The sequence below is a fragment of the Serratia sp. CY40230 genome, assembly GCF_052168835.1.
Taxonomy (GTDB): Bacteria; Pseudomonadota; Gammaproteobacteria; order Enterobacterales; family Enterobacteriaceae; genus Serratia; species Serratia nematodiphila.
Genome location: NZ_JBJNLX010000005.1, coordinates 388,989 through 407,016 on the forward strand (window position 1 = coordinate 388,989; position 18,028 = coordinate 407,016).

Here is an 18,028-nt window from a genome sequence, read left to right on the forward strand (position 1 = left end):
GCGCCTCCTGCGGTTAACGGGTATACACGATAAACGAGCTTCTTCTGCCGATTTTGTCGTACAGCGAACGCGCCGGCGCGTTGTACTCCTGGGTCATCCAATAGACCCGATCGCTGCCGCGCGCCTCCGCCAGCCGATACGCCTGTTCGAACAGTTTTTCCGACACTTTATGGCCGCGCGCCTGCGGCGACACATAAAGATCTTCGATATAACAATAGCCCACCGCGCTCCAGGTGGACGGATGGAATACCAGGTTCATCAGCCCCAGCAGCCGGCCGTCGGCATCCTCCGCCACCAGCCCGTACACCTGTTCATCCTGCCCCAACCGTTCGAAGGTGCGATCGGTCACCTGCGGCGCCACCTCGGCGCGGTAAAAGTCGAGATAGCCCTGCCACAACGCCAGCCATTGCGCTCTGTCGTCGCCATTGATTCTGCGGATGGTCACTTCACGATTTGATGGGTTCATAGCGCCTCACGGGGTTAAGATATTATTTCCATTAGGGAAATAACCGAATAGCGGCAGAATACACCGCGCAGCGACGGCGTAATACGGACCAATTCAAAACGCCGGGCAGACCAATTTTAACCGCCGTTTTCCCGCGGCAGCGCGTTGAACACCTGCGCCAGCGTGGCGATAAAACGCACGATCTCGTCCGGCGTGTAGGCCGAGAAACCGAGCACCAGCGCCCCGCGCTGCGGCGCGCCGGTGTAGAAGTCCGCCAGGCCGTACAGCCGGATGCCCCGTTCGGCCGCCGCCACCACCAGCCGCCGCTCCGTCGCCGCATCCGCCAACGGGCAAACCAGCTGCAGCCCACCCTGCGGCAAGGCCGGGCGCGTCCAGGGCGCGAGATGGCATTGCACCACGTCGTACAGCACATCCAACCGCGCCTTGTAAAGCGTGCGCATATTGCGCAGATGCTCGGCGTAGCCGCCCTCGTGCAGGCAGTGGAACAGCGTCATCTGCGCCAGCGCCGAGGTGTAGCCGTCCTGAAACTGCCTGGCGGCGACCAATGGCCGCACCAGCTGCGGCGGCGCAATCATGAAGCCGATGCGCAGCCCCGGAAACAGCGTCTTGCTGAAAGTACCGATGTACAGCGTGCGCCCGCCGCTGTCCAGCCCCTGCAGCGCCGCCTTGGTTTGTCGATCGTAGTTGAACTCGGCGTCATAATCGTCTTCGATGATCCAGGCCCGCCGACGCTGGGCCCACTGCAACAGCGCCAGACGCCGCTCGAGGCTCAGCGAGTACCCCAGCGGGTAGTGATGGGACGGCGTGATGTAAACGCCCCGCCCGCCGCCCGCAGCCTGCATCAGCTGCCCGACGTCCAGCCCCTGCTCATCAATGCCGATCGGCCGCGCCTGCAGCCCCGCCGACTGCACCAGTTTTTTCGCCCCCTGGTAACCCGGCTCTTCGACGAATACCGCATCGCCGGGATCGAACAGCACCTGCGTGCACAGCGCCAGCGCCTGCTGAGAGCTGGTGACCACGATCACCTGCTCCGCCGTCGCCTTGACGCCCCGCTCCCGCTGCAAATAGTGCGCGATCTCCGCACGCAGCTCCGGCAAGCCCTGCGGATCGGCATACCCCAACAGCCGCTCGCCGTGCCGCCGCAGCGCCTGCTTTTCCCACTGCAGCCACGAATCGATGGGAAACGCCCGCAGATCCGCCAGCGAGGGCGTCAACGAGGCCTGGCGGCTGGTGTGCGGCGTATGGCTGACCGCCAGCAACGCCCGGCCGCGATCGCTTAACTCGCGTTCCGCCAGCCGCGCCTCCTGGCCTGCCTGCGTCGCCAGCAGTTCACGGCCGAGCAGCGTATCGCAGCGATAACGCACAAAGCTGCCGCGCCCCACCGTTCGGCTGATGAACCCCTCCGCCTCCAGCCGCGCGTAGGTCTGTTCCACCGTGTCACGCGCCACCGCCAGCCGGGCCGCCAACGCGCGGCTCGGCGGCAGCTTCGCCCGCCAAGGCAGTTCCCCGGCGGTGATGAGCCGCAACAGGGCCTGATGCAGCGCCGAACGTCGGGTCTGGCCTTGTTGCAGACCTGGCGAGAAAGCCGCTGCGATCGCCTCCAGGGCATGCGGCGCGTTGGTGCAGTTTTCCATGGCACTCCCAATGTTGTTTAAGCGGAACATGACCTTATTGCATTTCGCCGGCTTACCGCAAATGTTAACAAATTGATCCCGATCAACTTAAATGTATAAAAAATGTTTTGAAACAGATCATTTATTGTTTCTTCACACTTCCCGATCTTAGACTTAATTACCATACAAGTAGCTTGCTAACTATATATGGTGATAGACGTTCTCTCCCTTATCCCGCCTGTTTACCGCCGCTGGAGAGCGACGCAAAACCTGCGCGGGCATTTACTGTGAAGCATGTTCAAGGTGGAATTATGTCGCAACAGCACATCCCTACGCCGCCCCGGCGTGAATTTTTGAAAAAAACGCTGGCGCTGATCCCGTTAGCCGCCGCCGGTAACGGTCTCATGATGGTAAACGTCCAGGCGGCGCCAACTGCGGGCATCTCGCCGAATTACGTTCCGGTTTATTTCAACAACGAGGAGTGGCGATTCTTGCTGGCGGCCTGCGATCGGCTGATCCCCAGCGACGAGAACGGCCCCGGCGCCGTCGATCAGGGCGTCCCGGTATTCATCGATCGCCAAATGGAAACGCCCTACGGCCATGGCGGCCTGTGGTACATGCATCCGCCGTTCGTGCCGTCGGCGCCAGAGTTGGGCTATCAGTCCAAACTGACGCCGCGCGAGACCTATCGCAACGGCATCCTCTCGATCAATGCGCTCTGTAAACGTCAGTTCGGCAAAGTTTTCGCCGAGCTGTCTCATGGCGAGCAAGAACGGCTGTTGACTGCGCTGGAAAGCGGCCAACTCGATGCGGACACCTTGCCGGGTAAAGCGTTCTTCGAACAGCTGCTGCAAAACACCAAAGAGGGTTATCTGGCCGATCCGATCCACGGTGGCAATCAAACGCTGGCGTCATGGAAACTGATCGGTTTCCCCGGTGCGCGCGCGGACTTCGCCGACTGGGTCAACAAACCCAACCAACCCTATCCTCTTCACCCGGTCAGTATATCCAGCAAAAGGAATGCATAATCATGAGCACAATAAAAAAACCACCGGTAGATGTGGTGATCGTCGGCTTTGGCTGGACCGGCGCCATTATGGGAATGGAATTGACCGACAGCGGTCTGCAGGTGCTGGCGCTCGAACGCGGTGAACGGCGCGATACCTACCCTGACTTCGCTTATCCGCGTATCGCCGATGAGCTGACTTACGGCATTCGCCTCAAGCTGGCGCAAGAAATGGCGCATGAAACCGTCACCGTGCGCCATACGCCGGCGGATTTCGCAGTGCCCTATCGCCAGCTCGGCTCTTTTTTGCCGGGTAACGGCGTCGGCGGAGCCGGCGTGCACTGGAACGGCATGCACTGGCGCGCCCTGCCTTCCGATCTCAAACTGCACACCACCCTCACTGAAAAATACGGCGCCAACTGGATCCCGGAAGGCATGACGCTGCAGGACTACCCCCTCAGCTACCAGGAGCTGGAACCTTACTTCGACAAATTCGAGAAGGTGTGCGGCACCGCCGGTAAGGCCGGTAATCTGCAGGGTGAGATCATCAAGGGCGGCAACCCGTTCGAAGGGCCGCGCAGCAATGACTACCCGACGCCGCCGCTCAAACAGCTCTACTCAGGCTCACTGTTTGGCAAAGCCGCCGAGTCGCTAGGCTACCATCCGTTTGCTATCCCCGCCGCCAACTGCTCCGAACCCTATACCAACCCGTACGGCGTGCAGCTTGGCCCCTGTAACTTCTGCGGTTACTGCGAACGTTTCGGCTGCTTCATGTACTCCAAGGCCTCGCCGCAGTCGACCATCCTGCCGGTACTGACACAGCGTAAAAACTTTGAGCTGCGCACCCAGGCGCAGGTGATCAGGGTCAATCTGGACAGCAGCGGTAAAAAGGCCACCGGCGTCACCTACATCGACGAGCAAGGGCGTGAAGTAGAACAACCCGCCGATCTGGTGATCCTCAGCGCTTTCCAACTCCATAATGTTCGCCTGCTGCTGCTTTCCGGCATCGGAAAACCCTATGATCCGGTCACTGGCGACGGCGTGGTGGGCAAGAACTACGCCTATCAAATGAACAGCGGCATCTCCCTGTTTTACGATCGCGATACCCATTTCAACCCCTTTATCGGCGCAGGTGCCGCCGGTACGGTGATCGACGATCTTAACGGGGAAAACTTCGACCACGCCGACCTCGGTTTTATCGGCGGCGCCTACATCTCCGCTACCCGCACCGGCGGTCGGCCTATCCAGCAGATGATGCTGCCGCCAGGCACGCCGAACTGGGGCAGCGGCTGGAAACAAGGTATCCGCGACAACTATCCTCACTCGATGAGCATCGGTTCGGAAGGATCGGTGATGCCATACCGCGATTGCTATCTGGATTTGGATCCCACCTATAAAGACGCCTACGGTCAGCCTCTGCTGCGTATGACTTTCGACTGGAAAGCGAACGAGATCAAAATGACCCAGCATATCACCGCTAAAATGGCGGACATCGCCAACGCCATGCAACCAAAGCAGATGGCGATCTCGGTCAGAAAAACCGGCGATCATTATGACGTGCGCCCCTACCAATCCACCCACACTACCGGCGGAGCCATCATCGGCGACAATCCCGCCACCAGCGTGGTGAACAAATACCTGCAATGCTGGGATGTGCCCAATGTATTCGTCACCGGCGCCTGCGCATTCCCGCAGAACCTGGCCTATAACCCGACCGGCATCGTCGGCGCACTGGCTTATCACTCCGCCGAAGCGATCCGCGAGCAATACCTGAAAAACCCTGGCCCGCTGGTGCAGGCATGAAGCCCAAGGAGCTTAAGATGAAAGGATTTACACCCACATTATCGGTGCTGCTGTTGCTCGCCGCTGGTGCGGTTAAGGCGGCCGACGCCCCTCCTTCCACCGCGCGGATAGAACACGGTGAATATCTGGCGCGCGCAGGAGATTGCGCGGCCTGCCACACCGCGCCCGGCGGCGCCCCCTTCGCGGGCGGCCTGAAGATGACCACGCCGATCGGCGCTATTTACTCCACCAACATCACACCCGATCGCCAAACCGGCATCGGCGGGTACAGCCTGCCCGAGTTCGCCGACGCGCTGCGCAAAGGCGTCGCGCGCGACGGCAGGCGGCTGTATCCGGCCATGCCCTACCCGTCGTTTGCCAAAATCAACGATGACGATATCCGCGATCTTTATTTGTATTTCACGCAAAAGGTCAGCGCGGTGACGCAGCCGAATCGGGAAAGCGATATTCCCTGGCCGCTCAGCATGCGTTGGCCGCTGGCGTTGTGGGATCTGGCCTTTCGCGAAGACGGTGTTTATCAGCCGGATGCGCAGCGCAGCGCCGAGTGGAATCGCGGCGCCTATCTGGTTCAGGGATTGGGTCACTGCGGCACATGTCACACGCCGCGCGGCATCGGCTTCCAGGAAAAGGCGCTCAGCCAGAACGATGCCGCCTATTTAAGCGGCGGGACGCTGGAGGGCTGGCATGCCGCTAACCTGCGCGCCGATGCCGTCAGCGGCTTAGGGGACTGGAGTGCGCAGGCGATCACTCGCTTCCTGAAAACCGGCCATACCCCAGGTTTCGCCGCCTTCGGTTCAATGGTGGAGGTGGTACAGGACAGCACGCAACATCTGAGCGATGACGATCTGAAAGCGATCGCAGTCTACCTGAAATCGCTGCCTGCCGGTGACGAGAAGCCTTCGCCGTCGCGCAACGACGGCGTCGCCCAGGCGCTGTTCAACGGTAAGGTCAACACGCCCGGCGCGCAAACCTACCTGGACAACTGTGCTGCCTGCCACCGCAGCGACGGCCAGGGGTATCGCAACACGTTTCCGCAGCTGGCACGCAACCCGGCGTTGCTGAGCGAAGATCCCTCATCGCTGATCAGCATCATCCTCCACGGCTCACGGACGCCGGTCACCATCGGCGCGCCTACCGGCCTGACCATGCCGGACTTCGGCTGGCGGTTGAGCGACGAGCAGGTCGCACAGCTCGCGACCTTCGTGCGCGCCAGTTGGGGTAACAACGCCCCGGCGGTCAGCGCCGAGCAGGTGAAGGACATTCGCTCCGGCGATAGCCCATCTCAGCCATAAACCTGTGGGTGCCCTATCCCCACCCTTCGTTATCACCGGGCGGCGGTTGCGCTGCCCGGCGAAATCTCCTTAAATAAGCCATCGCATTGCGGCTACAGGACTTCCGTCAGCTATGAGCAAGGAGATCAACCAGCGTCTGCTGGAAAAACTGCTGCAGGATCTGGCCAGCGCGGGCGCGATGCCGTTGTATCTGCGCTTTAACGCCTCGGTGCGCCAGGCTATCGAGCAAGGATTGCTGAGCGCGGGGGATTTCCTGCCCAGCGAGCGCCTGTTCACCGAACGGCTCGGCATCTCGCGCATCACGGTGCGCAAAGCGCTGGCCTGCCTTGAGCAAGACGGCATCATTGGCCGTTCACGCGGCTACGGCACCTTCATCCAGCCGCAACGGCCCGCGCCGAAGCTGCGTTATTCCTTAGCGGACATCAAAGGGTTCTCGCGCGAGGCGACGCAACAGGGGCGTCAGCCGGACACGCAATGGATCAGCCGCGAGCGGGTGCCGGCCAGCGCCGAACTGGCGGAAAGGCTCCAGCTGGCGGTTGGAGCGCCGATCTACCAACTCAAACGCATTCACTTTATCGATCGGCGGCCGATGTCGGTGGCGGTGTCCTACGTGGTGGCGGCGGCGATTGCCAACATCGACGAGATTGGCATCTCGCTCTACGATTACTTCCGGCGCAATAATGTGGAGATGGGCTCGCTGCGCAGCCAGGTCAGCGCGGCGATGGCCGACGACGATATCCGCCGGACGCTGCAGCTATCAGAACCGATGCCGCTGCTGATCGTGCGCCAGACGCTGTTCGACCACCGCAAGAAGCCTGTCGAATACAGCGAAAGCTTCTGCCGCAGCGACATGTACGAATTTACCAGCGAAAGCTGACCCGTTGCACCTTGCGGCGGCTCACGCCTCGCCCTGCCGGCGGCGGCGAAAACGCACGAACGCCTGGGCATACGCCTCAACGTCCAGCGGATTCACCCGTTTTAACTCCGCCAGCAATCCGGGTTCGATCGCTTCTGCACCGTGCAGCGCACCACAGACAGCGGTGGCCATCGCGCCGATGGTGTCAGTATCGCCGCCCAGGTTGGCACACAGCACCGCGCAACGGGTAGGATCGGTTTGCGCCAGCTGCACCATCGCCAGCGCCGCCGGCACCGACTCGATGGTGCTCACCCCGGCGCCGATCAGTTGATATATCCGCTCAGAGGCCTGCTCGGGATCGGCGGCCTCATCCACCACCTGAAACGCCAACTCGATGCGCGCCGCCAGCGAGGGGCTAAACGTCGTCTCCTGCCGGCGCTGGGCATACTCCGCCACGCCCGGCAGCGCCAGACGAATCGAGGCCCAGTCCGCGCCCTCTACCGCTCGCGCGACGGCCCAGGCGATCGCCACCGCACCGGCGACGGCGATGTCGGATTTGTGCGTCGGGCTGGAGGCCAGCCACACCTGCTGGCAGAAATCCTCCAGCGGCGCGGACGGCAGCACGCAGCCCAAAGGCGAAATGCGCATCGCCGCGCCATTGGTGATGCCGTTGTTTTCCAACTCGGCGATCGGCGTGCCCGCCTTCTGCTCACTCAACGCCAGTTTGGAACTGGGGCCGAGAATGTTCTTGTTGAAGGCGTCAAAACTGTCCACCCAGCGGATCACGTTGCGGGCGATCAGTTCCGGCACCACCTCGCCTTCCGCTTCCCGCAGCGCATCGGCCAGCGCTAACGCCATCGCGGTATCGTCGGTATATTGCCCGGCCTTGAAGTAACAGGCGGCGGTGTTCTCCGCCGGCCCATCGAGAAAGCCGTCTATCCAGCCGAAATGGCGCTTAACCCGCTCGCGCGGCCACAGCTCGGAAGGCATGCCGAGCGCGTCGCCCAGCATCTGTCCGTAAAGTGCTCCCGCTATGCGTTCTGCCTGGGTTAACTGCTTCATCCGTCGCTCCTGAGAAAATGTACCGTTGCCTCAATAATACCTTATTAGTACCTTTAAAGCTTATCAAGCGCCCCGGCTCACACTTCCCTTTCGCGGGCAATGCCTGGGGCGTTTAAGTTGCGTTTAATGTTGCCCCGCCGCTGTTTATCCGACGTTTATCAGAGCTTGTCGATAATGTCGGTGAACAAATTGATAACGCTTATTTTAATACATTGCTTCGGCTCTCTTGCGAGCCGGGCGGGTTATACCTACCATAGCCTCAGCACTTTTTGTCAAAATGGTTCAGGTGGCCGCGTTATTCCCTGACACGCCGCAGAGCGTGTTCCCTTTTATCGCGTGGGTGACAGGACGTTCACCCGCATAGTCACAGGAGTTCGCCATGCGAGTACTGGTTGTTGAAGATAATGGTTTGCTGCGTCACCACCTTTCCGTTCAGATGCGCGAGATGGGCCATCAGGTCGACGCGGCCGAAGACGCCAAGGAAGCCGATTATTTCCTGCAGGAGCACGCGCCGGATATCGCCATCGTCGATCTCGGCCTGCCGGGTGAAGACGGCCTGAGCCTGATCCGCCGCTGGCGCGCCCATCAGACCAAGCTGCCGATCCTGGTGCTGACCGCCCGCGAAAGCTGGCAGGACAAAGTGGCGGTGCTGGAAGCCGGCGCCGACGACTATGTCACCAAGCCGTTCCACCTGGAAGAAGTGATCGCCCGCATGCAGGCGCTGATGCGCCGCAACAGCGGCCTGGCTTCGCAAGTGATCGTGCTGCCGCCGTTCCAGATCGATCTGTCGCGCCGCGAACTGAGCGTCAACGATCAACAGATCAAGCTGACCGCCTTTGAATACACCATCATTGAGACCCTGATCCGCAACGCCGGCAAGGTGGTGAGCAAGGATTCGTTGATGCTGCAGCTCTACCCGGACGCCGAACTGCGTGAAAGCCACACCATCGACGTGCTGATGGGCCGCTTGCGCAAGAAAGTGCAGGCGGAATACCCGCATGAAGTGATCACCACGGTACGTGGCCAGGGCTATCGTTTTGACGCGAAGTGAACATGATGTTCAACAAGAATAAAAAACCGTTTTCGCTGCGTGCCCGCTTCCTGATGGCGACCGCCGGGGTGATCTTGGCGCTGTCGCTCTCTTACGGTTTGGTGGCGGTCGTCGGCTATATCGTCAGCTTCGACAAAACCGCCTTCCGTCTGCTGCGCGGCGAGAGCAACCTGTTCTTCAGCCTGGCGCAGTGGAAAGACAACAAGCTCACCATCGCCATTCCCCCCGATCTCGATCTCAACTTCCCGACGCTGGTATTTATCTACGACGATAAAGGCAACCTGCTATGGAGCCAGCGCAAGGTGCCGGAGCTCGAGAAGCTGATCAACAAGGAATGGCTGGAGGAGTCCGGCTTCTACGAAATCGACACCGACACCCGCGTCAGTAGCGAAGTGCTGGGGGACAACCCCAAAGCGCAGGATCAGCTGAAGAATTACGACGATACCGATCAAAACGCGCTGACCCACTCGGTGGCGGTCAACACCTATGCCGCCACGCCTCGCCTGCCGGCGCTGACCATCGTGGTGGTCGACAGCATTCCGCAGGAGCTACAGCGATCCGACGTGGTGTGGGAGTGGTTCAGCTACGTGCTGTTGGCCAACCTGCTGCTGGTGGTGCCGCTGCTGTGGCTGGCGGCCTACTGGAGCCTGCGGCCGATCAAGGCGCTGGTCAATCAGGTGGGCGAGCTGGAGAACGGCGAGCGCGATCAGCTGGATGAGAACCCGCCCAGCGAGCTGCGCGGGCTGGTGCGCAATCTGAACATTCTGGTGCGCAACGAGCGCCAGCGCTACACCAAATATCGCACCACCCTGTCGGATCTGACCCACAGCCTGAAAACGCCGCTGGCGGTGCTGCAAAGCACCCTGCGCTCGCTGCGCAGCGGCAAGCAAACCACCATCGAAGAAGCCGAGCCGATCATGCTGGATCAGATCGGGCGCATCTCGCAGCAGATCGGTTACTACCTGCACCGGGCCAGCATCAACTCCGGCCAGACGGTGTTGACGCGCGAGATCCACTCGGTGCCGGCGCTGCTCGACAGCCTGGTGGTGGCGCTGAACAAGGTTTACCAGCGCAAAGGGGTGGTGATCACGCTGGATATCTCGCCGGAAGTGACCTTTATGGGCGAGAAGAACGATTTTATGGAAGTGATGGGCAACGTGTTGGAAAACGCCTGCAAATACTGCCTGGAGTTCGTGGAGATCACCTCGCTGCACTCCGAGAAAAACCTCACCATCGTTATCGACGACGACGGCCCGGGCATCCCGGAAAGCAAGCGCCAGCTGATTTTCCAGCGCGGCCAGCGGGTGGATACCCTGCGCCCCGGCCAGGGCCTTGGCCTGTCGGTGGCGGCGGAGATCATCGAGCAATACGACGGCGAAATCGTCATCAGCGACAGCCCGCTCGGCGGCGCGCGCATGCAGGTCACCTTCGCCCGCCAGCACGACACCCACCACAACGAGTAAATTATGCCGCTGCGGCCCCGATCCACGGGGCCAAACTTCCGTTATAATCGCACTCAGGCTCACTCCCCTATCCTGGAATAGAACATGGATTATCAATTAGATCTGGACTGGAACGATTTTTTGCAACGTTATTGGCAAAAGCGTCCGGTGATTCTGAAGCGCGGCTTCAAAAACTTTATCGATCCGATCTCCCCGGATGAGCTGGCCGGGCTGGCGATGGAAAACGAAGTGGACAGCCGTCTGGTCAGCCACCAGGACGGCCGTTGGCAGGTTGCGCACGGCCCCTTCGAGAGCTTCGACCACCTGAGCGAAAACAACTGGTCGCTGCTGGTGCAGGCGGTGGACCACTGGCATGAGCCTTCGGCGGCGCTGATGCGCCCGTTCCGCCAACTGCCGGACTGGCGGATGGATGACCTGATGATCTCCTTCTCGGTGCCGGGCGGCGGCGTCGGCCCGCACCTCGATCAGTACGACGTGTTCATCATTCAGGGCACCGGCCGCCGCCGCTGGCGCGTCGGGGAAAAAACGCCGCTGAAACAGCACTGCCCGCACCCGGATCTGCTGCAGGTCGAACCGTTCGACGCCATCATCGACGAAGAGATGGAGCCGGGCGACATTCTCTATATTCCGCCGGGCTTCCCGCATGAAGGCTACGCGCTGGAAAACGCGCTCAACTACTCGGTGGGCTTCCGCGCGCCGAACGGCCGCGAGCTGGTGAGCGGCTTCGCCGACTACGTGCTGGCGCGCGAGCTCGGCAGCAAACGCTACGGCGATCCGGACGTTAAACTGCGCGAACACCCAGCGGAGATCCTGCCGCAGGAAGTGGACGCCTTACGGCAGATGATGCTGGATCTGGTGCAACAGCCGGAACACTTCCAGCACTGGTTCGGCGAGTTTATCTCCCAGTCGCGCCACGAGCTGGATCTGGCGCCGCCGGAGCCGCCGTATCAGGCCGGGGAAATCTACGAACTGCTGCAACAGGGTGAAGCGCTGCAGCGCCTGGGCGGGTTGCGCGTGCTGCGCGTCGGCGATCGCTGCTTCGTCAACGGTGAACTGATCGACACCGACCAGCTGCAGGCCGCAGACGCCCTGTGCCAGCACTTCAGCGTCGATGCCGCCCTGCTCGGCGACGCGGTGGACGACCCGTCATTCCTGGCGCTGCTGACCGCGCTGGTCAACAGCGGCTATTGGTACTTTAACGACTGAGTTCTTGGAATACCCCCACTAAACCACAATAACGGCCCTCCAGAGCGGGCCGTTATTTATCGCTTCCAATAATGCCCCGCTCCAAAATCACATCACTACGCCTCTAGCAATGTGGCAACTTATCCCATAATCACGTTTGAACATAACGCTTAAAAATTACGCAATTCTCTGAACAACATGACATCAGCGGATATATCGGCCGGCACCGAACTTAACGAGGATGGCTAAAGCACATGGGGTTTAGAGGATCGATTTATACTTTACACTTGATACCCATACTTATAGCAGTGGCATCGTAGCCATCTTAATGGCCATCTGTCCGGTATTGTTAACCCAGTGTCCGGTTTTGTTTACTGTGAACAAAAAAAGACATGTGATAATAAATATCAAACCTGATTAACGTAAAACTTAACTAATGGAAGATTCAGTGCTTTTAGGTATGGCCTTTCCAAACATTCTCAAGACATTAATCGAATCTTGGTTGTTGTATAAAATAGTGTTATCTGTAATTAAGCATTTAAGCTTCTGGAAAAACGTATGGCATAAACCCCTTTTCTGTTTTTCGCTCTACTTAATAAGCCTCTCACTATTTACTCGCTGGATCTGAAATGAAAACCACCAGAAATATTTACCTGACATTACTGATATTTGTTCTAGGGTGTATCTCTGTTTACGCTGTTTATTCGAAACAAGTATACGGTCTATGGACCCGCGATGGCAGAGTGAGGAGTGACGTCATTGCCTTGTCGAGCGAGGTCAACGGCTATGTGGAAAGTGTCTATGTGCATGATAACCAACCCGTTAAAAAAGGGCAGCTGTTATTTGTCGTTGATGAACGCGAATACAAAATCATCGCCGCAGAAAGTTATCACGCCATGCAATCAAAGAAGGTTGAAGTCAGTCGTCTAAAAAATAGGTATAACCGACGAAAGGGTCTGGCCGGAGAGGTCATCAGCCAAGAAGATGTAGAAAACGCCGCACTGAACTACGCAATGGCACTGGCGAACTATTCATCAGCGGTTGAGGAAAACCGCAAAGCGGAACTTGCTCTAAGTAAAACTAGAATTTATGCCCCCACCGACGGCTATATTACCAACCTGCTTATTCACCCCGGTGATTATCTGAATGCGGGAAAAAACATTGTCTCAATCGTAAAAAAGGACTCTTTCTATGTGTATGCCTATTTCCAAGAGGATCAGATCCAAAGAGTCAAGCCTAATCAGAAAGCAAAAATTATCCTGCTGAATAAAAATAGTCAATATGAAGGGAGAGTCGACAGCATCTCCCGCGGCATCATTGACAGTAGCGATAAAAGCAGCACCGGTGAGTTACACGATATCAATCCGACATTTGAGTGGGTTCGCCTGCCAATGAGGATCCCCGTGCGCATCGTTATCGATCCCCACGAAAAAGGCTACGAAGCACTGATCTCCGGCATGACCTGCACGGTGGAAATCGTCGAGGAACAATGAAAATATCACTAAGCGCGCTGCGCATCATCCATCTCAGTATCGCCATATTTATTATTCAACTGTGCTCCTTTTACTTTAGCATCGACGGTGTCGCCACCTCCATCATGAGTGCAATTGTCGTTTCACAGTCTTTTGTCGGCACCCTATATCTCAAGGCCAGAAACCGGCTGATCGGCACCGGGTTGGGGATATTGTTCTCTTTTATTGCTGCGTTCCTGTTTCCGGAAAATCCATTCTTTTTCATTGGCCTCTCGCTTCTGTGGGTAACGACCATGACTGTGATGTCGAGCTTTGTCATGAGCGAAAATGCCTATATATATCAGCTTGCCGGATATACATACGCATTCATATCCATCCCGGTACTGGGAAACCCACAGAGGGCATTCCATAACTTAATTTTTCGCGCTACCGATGTCACGATGGGTATGGGGATACTCGTGGTCACTTCCCTGCTTATGTTTATGCACTACAGCAACTTCAATGTGAACGAGAGGATTCTGTCCATCTATAGAGGCGCGCTGCTACTGCACAAAAAGATCGCCAGAAGGCAAGAGGTATCTCTCGATGAACTTAAGGGTAACTTCAATAATGTCTCGGAACTTATCGCCAACAAAACCATTATCAAATATGAGTCCGCATTTAGCCTGCGTTCCGCAAACCTGTTTGACCGCTTTTCCTATGTGGCCCTGATGGCATTTTTCTACGCCAACACACTGCGACATTCGTTGCGTATTGGTGGTGAAATCTCCGTCAATATTCAGCGCGACTACGACAACATTGTGACCCAATCGGTACGTTATAAAAGAGAGTGGGGAAAATTTCGCGATAAGGCGATTGACCGACCTCATCGCTTTCCGGAGTACAAGTCGGTTTCCCAAGCGTTACAGCGTGGAATCAGAACCTTGTTGGTATCCGTATTGCTGTTTACGTTGTGGTACCTGTCAGGGTGGGATGGCGGGAGTGATATGACCATTCTGGGCATTGTCTATATCGTCCTGCTCTCATCTTTCCCTGCCCCCTTGAGTGCAGCCAAAGAGATTTTTAACGGTACGATCCAGGGCGTCATTGGTGCGTGGGTTTATATTCATTTCATCTATGGTTTTAGCTATGCCTATACGCAGCCTGCCATTTACTTCTTTTCTCAACTGCCATTTATGATTTACGGCGGCAGGCTGCTGGTCGAAAGTAAGACATTCTTAATCGGTATCACCTTCCTGACACAGTTTTACTTCTCTGTTCAACCTTCCAACGGCGAGCCGGTCAGTTTCTCCGTCTTTATGCAGAGTTCTCTGGGGGGGATTGCCGGCGTCGGCATTGCAGGCCTGGGGCTGGTTATGCTGTTTCCAGAGAGCAAAAAAATCAAAAATCGCGATCTGATAAAAGATGCAATAACGCTCATTCTCCAGGACATTAAAAAGGAAAGTTTTGACCTCCATGCCCAGCTAAAAAGCATGCACGATAAACTGCGCAGAAGTGCAATGTTGATCGCGCACACCCGTGATGACTTTAGCGTTTTAGCCGACCTCATGTCGTTGTACATCATCATGTGTCATGTAAAATTTCACAGGCTTGAAAATACGCCGCTTTTACCGTTAATCCGTCAGTTGCAGTTGTGGGCCAAAGAGGGCATTCTTCATGTGGACCCAGACTGTGCAGGCGCGCTACAGGCACAGATAGCAGAAGAGAGTGGTGAGTTAAAGAGAGTTTCCCTGTGTATTCTCTCAATTATAAATGAGATTGGAGCCGTTTATGAAGAATAAAAACTACCATAATTCGCTGCTGGAAGGATTAAAGATATCCGATGAATATATTAGCGTACTTAGCGCTTCTCTAACGGCAAACACCGAAGTGGTACTGCATAAACACGATTGGGGTCAGCTTAATGTCATCAATATTGGCGTTATGGAGATCAACATTAACAATGAGGAAAGCCTCATCGCGCCCTGGCAATACTCAGTGTGGATCCCCCCTGGCATTCTGCATTCCAGCTATAACGAGAAAAATACGGACTACTGCTCAATCTCGATTCCCGCTAAATATTGCCATCGTTTATCTGCCACGCCGTGCATTATTGAGGTTTCAGAAATAAATCGAGCTATCATTAACGACCTCTTAGACCGTCACGTGGACATCCTGGCCAATGATAAAGATCTCAATCTTTCGAATGTCATTATCGACCAACTGGAAGAGAGCTCAAAAAGGCTAACTTACTTGCCGAGCACTACAGATAAATATATAAGCCCGATCATTGAATACCTGCACAATAATCCGGGTGATAACTGTACGCTGCAGCAGTGGGGCAAGAAAGTCTTCGCCTCAGAAAAAACGCTCTCCAGAAGATTTAACGAGAAATTGCACATGCCATTTCGTGAATGGCGTTCGCGCCTGCGTTTTATCCACTCACTGTCTTTGTTGAAAACCAGCATGACCATTCAAGAAATCGCCTGGCAATTAGGATATGGGAATCCATCTTCCTTTATTATCATGTTTGAGAAAATATCTGGAACCACGCCTGACCGATATCGTAAAAATCTCTTTATTCAGCCATAGATGATTTTAAAATAGCAAAATTAAAAACAGAAGAAGAATCCTATTCCATATTGACCGTTAATGTTCATCCGACGTCTTCTTTTGTTTATCACAAAGAAAATTTTTATCGTAAAATATTTACACATTCAAGAAATCATACAAATGGAGAACTTACCATGAAGAAAATAATTATTTTCAGCGCAATCATTTTCTCTGCTGCCAGCATGGCTGCGACTGAGGTGACATTTTCAACACCGCTTCCTGCTGGAAAAAATAAAATTGGTAGTGTCAGTTACAGTAATCCTAACGCTTCCACATCAGAGATTATCCAGGGGTTATCTGACCAGGCAGATAAAATGGGTGGTGCTTACTTCAAAATAACCTCATTGGAAGTGGCAAGTAATTCACGTGGAACCGCGATTGTTTATAAATAGTTTTTAACCAAGCCAAAAGTTGCTCGTTTAATTTTTATCTATTACACACTCGGAATTGCTGCTAAAAGCGGCCAGCCCTCTGACGCTCAAGACAACCGTGAGAAAGGCGGTCATAAAGTGAACGGCGGGCGCGCTGGGCCCCGCCGGGCGGATCAGAAAAGCATAGTCGGGCCGGCGCTAGCCGGCCGGGGAACGAAGGTGTTTACCGCGCCCGCTCGGCGGCCAGCGCCGCGATGCGCATGATTACCGCCACCGCTTGCTCCATGCCTTCCAGCGTCACGAACTCGTGCTTGCCGTGGTAGTTGTAGCCGCCGGTGAACAGGTTCGGGCACGGCAGGCCGCGGAACGACAGCTGCGCGCCGTCGGTGCCGCCGCGGATCGGCTTCATCATCGGTTCGATGTCGCAATCGCGCATCGCCTGCTGCGCCAGCGCGATCACGTGCGGGTGCTCCGCCACCTGTTCGCGCATGTTGTAATAGCTGTCTTCGATGCTGACTTCGATATAGCAATCGCGCGGCAGGCCTTTGCCGACCTCGCGAGCGATGTCCACCATCTTGCGCTTGCGCGCCTCGAACCCTTCGCGCTCGAAGTCGCGCAGGATATAGTGCATTTCGGCTCGCTCTACGCTGCCCTTGATGCTGCTGAGATGATAAAAACCCTGGTAGCCTTCGGTGGTCTCCGGCGCTTCGTCCGCCGGCAGCGCCTGATGAATGCGGGTCGCCAGCGACAGCGCGTTGACCATCACCCCCTTGGCGCTGCCGGGGTGCACGCTGTTGCCGAGGATTTTGATCGTCACCGAGGCGGCGTTGAAGTTTTCGCACTCCAGCTCGCCGACGCCGCCGCCGTCCACCGTGTAGGCCCATTCCGCATTGAAGGCCGCCACGTCGAACAGCTGCGCGCCCTTGCCCACCTCCTCGTCCGGAGTGAAGGCCACGCGGATGTCGCCGTGCGGGATCTTGCGCGCGCGCAGGCGCACCATGGCGGTGAGGATCTCGGCGATGCCTGCCTTGTCGTCGGCGCCCAGCAGCGTTTTGCCGTCGGTGGTGATCAGCGTCTGCCCCAGCATCTGGTGCAGGATCGGGAACATCACCGGCGACAGCACTTCATCACCGATGCCGAGCGCAATGTCGCCGCCGCGATAGTTCTCGACGATCTGCGGATTGACGTGTTTACCGCTGAAATCCGGCGAAGTATCCAGATGGGCGATGAAACCGACCGCCGGCACCGGCCAGGCGACGTTACCCGGCCAGGTGCCCATCACGCAGCCGTGTTCGCTGAGCGACACCCGCTCGAAGCCGAGCGCGATCATTTCCTGCTGCAACGCACGCGCCAGCTTCAACTGCCCGTCGGTGCTCGGCACATGCTTTACGTTCGCTTTGGACTGGGTGTCGAAAGAGACGTAGTTGAAAAAGCGGTCAAGTAATTTGTCCATGGTAGCGGCCCCTCAGAATATCGCGTTTCATTATGCGGAACCGATCAGGATCAAATATTGCGTCAGGTCATTTTTAACCAGAATTCGCCAATATCATTAATCTTTGTGATGATTTCTGAGGGGAATAATGCTGTCATCACAGGGTCATTTGTCGCTATCATGATGAAAAACGCGGCATCTGGGCCGGATCGGCTTTCAATTCCGGCATTCAGCGTCTATCATGCGCGCTCGAAAAATTTCCATTGGCGTAACTGGTTTGAGCTTCATTTGATCAGCGGGTATCCCGCAAGCTCCGGCAGTCTTTTCCAGTTGCGGTTCTATCTGCATTAGCCCACGGGATAGA

General features: G+C 56.8%; 17 protein-coding genes. 13 read left to right on the forward strand and 4 right to left on the reverse strand.

Going from position 1 to position 18,028, the window contains the following annotated elements; translation table 11 throughout:
• Positions 1 to 13: 13 nt before the first annotated feature.
• Positions 14 to 466, reverse strand: coding sequence for a GNAT family N-acetyltransferase (locus ACJ8IJ_RS19245; RefSeq protein WP_015377605.1), 453 nt, complete (start codon positions 464 to 466; stop codon positions 14 to 16).
• Between the two features lie 116 nt (positions 467 to 582).
• Positions 583 to 2,100 (reverse strand): MocR-like pyridoxine biosynthesis transcription factor PdxR, encoded by a 1,518-nt coding sequence (gene pdxR, locus ACJ8IJ_RS19250; RefSeq protein WP_442518465.1) that lies wholly within the window; start codon positions 2,098 to 2,100, stop codon positions 583 to 585.
• 290 nt (positions 2,101 to 2,390) lie between these two features.
• Between pdxR and ACJ8IJ_RS19255 the strand changes: the two genes are divergently transcribed.
• From ACJ8IJ_RS19255 to ACJ8IJ_RS19270, 4 genes are all read left to right on the forward strand, one after another.
• Entirely contained in the window at positions 2,391 to 3,107 is a 717-nt protein-coding gene (locus ACJ8IJ_RS19255) for a gluconate 2-dehydrogenase subunit 3 family protein (protein WP_442518466.1), read from the forward strand.
• Between the two features lie 2 nt (positions 3,108 to 3,109).
• The gene (locus ACJ8IJ_RS19260; RefSeq protein WP_004941179.1) at positions 3,110 to 4,888 is read left to right on the forward strand and encodes a GMC family oxidoreductase; all 1,779 of its coding nucleotides are present in this window, start codon (positions 3,110 to 3,112) and stop codon (positions 4,886 to 4,888) included.
• A 17-nt stretch (positions 4,889 to 4,905) separates the two neighbouring features.
• Positions 4,906 to 6,180, forward strand: a complete 1,275-nt coding sequence (locus ACJ8IJ_RS19265; protein WP_033645925.1) for a c-type cytochrome — start codon at positions 4,906 to 4,908, stop codon at positions 6,178 to 6,180.
• 112 nt (positions 6,181 to 6,292) lie between these two features.
• A complete protein-coding gene (locus ACJ8IJ_RS19270) occupies positions 6,293 to 7,057 on the forward strand; it encodes a GntR family transcriptional regulator (RefSeq protein WP_004941173.1) in 765 nt (254 codons plus the stop codon).
• Positions 7,058 to 7,078: 21 nt separating this feature from the next.
• Here ACJ8IJ_RS19270 and ACJ8IJ_RS19275 read toward each other — a convergent pair whose 3' ends face one another.
• Positions 7,079 to 8,098: an ADP-ribosylglycohydrolase family protein gene (locus ACJ8IJ_RS19275; RefSeq protein WP_033645924.1), complete on the reverse strand. Its 1,020-nt coding sequence runs from the start codon at positions 8,096 to 8,098 to the stop codon at positions 7,079 to 7,081.
• 379 nt (positions 8,099 to 8,477) lie between these two features.
• Here ACJ8IJ_RS19275 and phoP point away from each other — a divergent pair, with 379 nt between their 5' ends.
• The 8 genes from phoP to ACJ8IJ_RS19315 all read left to right on the forward strand — a co-directional run bounded on the left by phoP (position 8,478) and on the right by ACJ8IJ_RS19315 (position 16,253).
• Positions 8,478 to 9,149, forward strand: coding sequence for a two-component system response regulator PhoP (gene phoP / locus ACJ8IJ_RS19280; protein WP_004941169.1), 672 nt, complete (start codon positions 8,478 to 8,480; stop codon positions 9,147 to 9,149).
• A gap of 5 nt (positions 9,150 to 9,154) precedes the next feature.
• Positions 9,155 to 10,612, forward strand: a complete 1,458-nt coding sequence (gene phoQ, locus ACJ8IJ_RS19285) for a two-component system sensor histidine kinase PhoQ (protein ID WP_004941164.1) — start codon at positions 9,155 to 9,157, stop codon at positions 10,610 to 10,612.
• An 84-nt stretch (positions 10,613 to 10,696) separates the two neighbouring features.
• On the forward strand, positions 10,697 to 11,818 hold the full coding sequence (locus ACJ8IJ_RS19290) for a ribosomal protein uL16 3-hydroxylase (protein ID WP_004941161.1): 1,122 nt from the start codon (positions 10,697 to 10,699) through the stop codon (positions 11,816 to 11,818).
• 439 nt (positions 11,819 to 12,257) lie between these two features.
• A complete protein-coding gene (locus tag ACJ8IJ_RS19295; protein WP_411295373.1) occupies positions 12,258 to 12,425 on the forward strand; it encodes a DUF1656 domain-containing protein in 168 nt (55 codons plus the stop codon).
• A gap of 1 nt (position 12,426) precedes the next feature.
• The gene (locus ACJ8IJ_RS19300) at positions 12,427 to 13,290 is read left to right on the forward strand and encodes an HlyD family secretion protein (RefSeq protein WP_342579180.1); all 864 of its coding nucleotides are present in this window, start codon (positions 12,427 to 12,429) and stop codon (positions 13,288 to 13,290) included.
• Positions 13,287 to 15,050: an FUSC family protein gene (locus ACJ8IJ_RS19305; protein ID WP_442518467.1), complete on the forward strand. Its 1,764-nt coding sequence runs from the start codon at positions 13,287 to 13,289 to the stop codon at positions 15,048 to 15,050. Before ACJ8IJ_RS19300 ends, ACJ8IJ_RS19305 begins: the two co-directional genes overlap by 4 nt.
• A complete protein-coding gene (locus tag ACJ8IJ_RS19310) occupies positions 15,040 to 15,840 on the forward strand; it encodes an AraC family transcriptional regulator (RefSeq protein ID WP_049278645.1) in 801 nt (266 codons plus the stop codon). Before ACJ8IJ_RS19305 ends, ACJ8IJ_RS19310 begins: the two co-directional genes overlap by 11 nt.
• A gap of 155 nt (positions 15,841 to 15,995) precedes the next feature.
• Positions 15,996 to 16,253 (forward strand): DUF1471 domain-containing protein, encoded by a 258-nt coding sequence (locus tag ACJ8IJ_RS19315; RefSeq protein WP_072010109.1) that lies wholly within the window; start codon positions 15,996 to 15,998, stop codon positions 16,251 to 16,253.
• Between the two features lie 202 nt (positions 16,254 to 16,455).
• On the opposite strand, the gene pepT is transcribed toward ACJ8IJ_RS19315, so the two are convergent.
• Positions 16,456 to 17,685, reverse strand: a complete 1,230-nt coding sequence (gene pepT / locus ACJ8IJ_RS19320) for a peptidase T (protein WP_049188226.1) — start codon at positions 17,683 to 17,685, stop codon at positions 16,456 to 16,458.
• A 57-nt stretch (positions 17,686 to 17,742) separates the two neighbouring features.
• Between pepT and ACJ8IJ_RS19325 the strand changes: the two genes are divergently transcribed.
• Positions 17,743 to 18,015, forward strand: a complete 273-nt coding sequence (locus ACJ8IJ_RS19325) for a hypothetical protein (protein ID WP_126180994.1) — start codon at positions 17,743 to 17,745, stop codon at positions 18,013 to 18,015.
• Positions 18,016 to 18,028 lie beyond the last annotated feature (13 nt).